At 68.1% G+C, this 936-nt stretch carries 2 protein-coding genes; both read right to left on the bottom strand.

Features of this window, described 5'->3' with window-relative positions; all coding sequences use genetic code 11:
* The coding region (locus MOV74_RS39120; RefSeq protein WP_246932953.1) for a DUF1254 domain-containing protein at positions 1–532 on the bottom strand (532 nt) is incomplete at its 3' end.
* Positions 529–936, bottom strand: a 408-nt coding sequence (locus MOV74_RS39115; RefSeq protein WP_246932951.1) for a DUF1214 domain-containing protein, incomplete at its 5' end; no start/stop codon positions are given. The genes MOV74_RS39115 and MOV74_RS39120, both read right to left, overlap by 4 nt.

Genomic DNA, 936 nt, shown 5'->3' with positions numbered 1-936 from the left:
CGCAGCTCGCGGCCGCAAGCGTTGCCTGCGCCTGCGGCATCAGGCCCGGCTCGGGGGCGAGCGCCTTCATCACGATCAGGCCGGTGGCAGAGGGGGAATCGATGATCAGGCGGTCGGCCGCGGTGACCTCCTCGTCCTCGGGCAGCTCGTTGTGCTGCGCTTCCGTCATCAGGTCGAGCTCGATCACCTTGCGGCCCGCGGAGCGGTCGTTGATGGCGTAATAGGCGATCTCGTTGCGGGTGTAGAACGACACCGAGGTGTAGGCCTGGCTCACCGGCACCGTGAGCTTGATCGGCCCGCTTGTGAGGTCGTAGCGGCAGATCGCCAGCGCAAAGGCCGGGTCCATGAACGGCATCGGTGACGTCTGCGGATCGGCGAGGGGAAGCTGGCTGACGCCATTGAGCTTCGTCATCGGCGTCAGCCGCGAATAGGCATCCTGCGTCGCGATCCGCGGCAGCGCCAGCACGCTGACGAGATGGACCACGAGGCCCAGAACGATGCCGGCGACGATGGTGAACAGCAGCCGGATCATGAGCAGCCCGCCGTCGTGATGGTGGGCATCGGCGCATCGCGCTGGGTGCGCGTCGCAACGCCAACCGGGGTGTCGTAGAGCCGCAGCATAAGTGCGTAGCGCTCGATGCCGCCGGTCGGCAGCCAGTTGCCGGCGCGCGAGCGCGAGGCGATGCGGATCTCGAACGAGCCGTCGGACTGCCGCACGATCTCCTGGCTGGTGAAGCCGTAGCGCTGGAGCGAATTGGCGACGAGGTGGCCCTTGCGGTCGTAGAGCGTCAGCGTCCAGAACCGCGCCGGCGGCGTCACGCCGGAGACGACGACGTCGCAGCGGCCGTCGAGCGCCTTCTTCTTGTCGTCAGTGGTGGCGGTGAAGGCGACGCCGTCGCCGGTGCCGATCGGCAGCTCGCCGTTGCGCACGATGGT

The sequence above is a fragment of the Bradyrhizobium sp. SHOUNA76 genome, assembly GCF_023006445.1.
Lineage (GTDB): Bacteria > Pseudomonadota > Alphaproteobacteria > Rhizobiales > Xanthobacteraceae > Bradyrhizobium.
The sequence above is the reverse complement of the archived record's forward strand: the minus strand, read 5'-3'. Positions and strand labels throughout refer to the sequence as shown.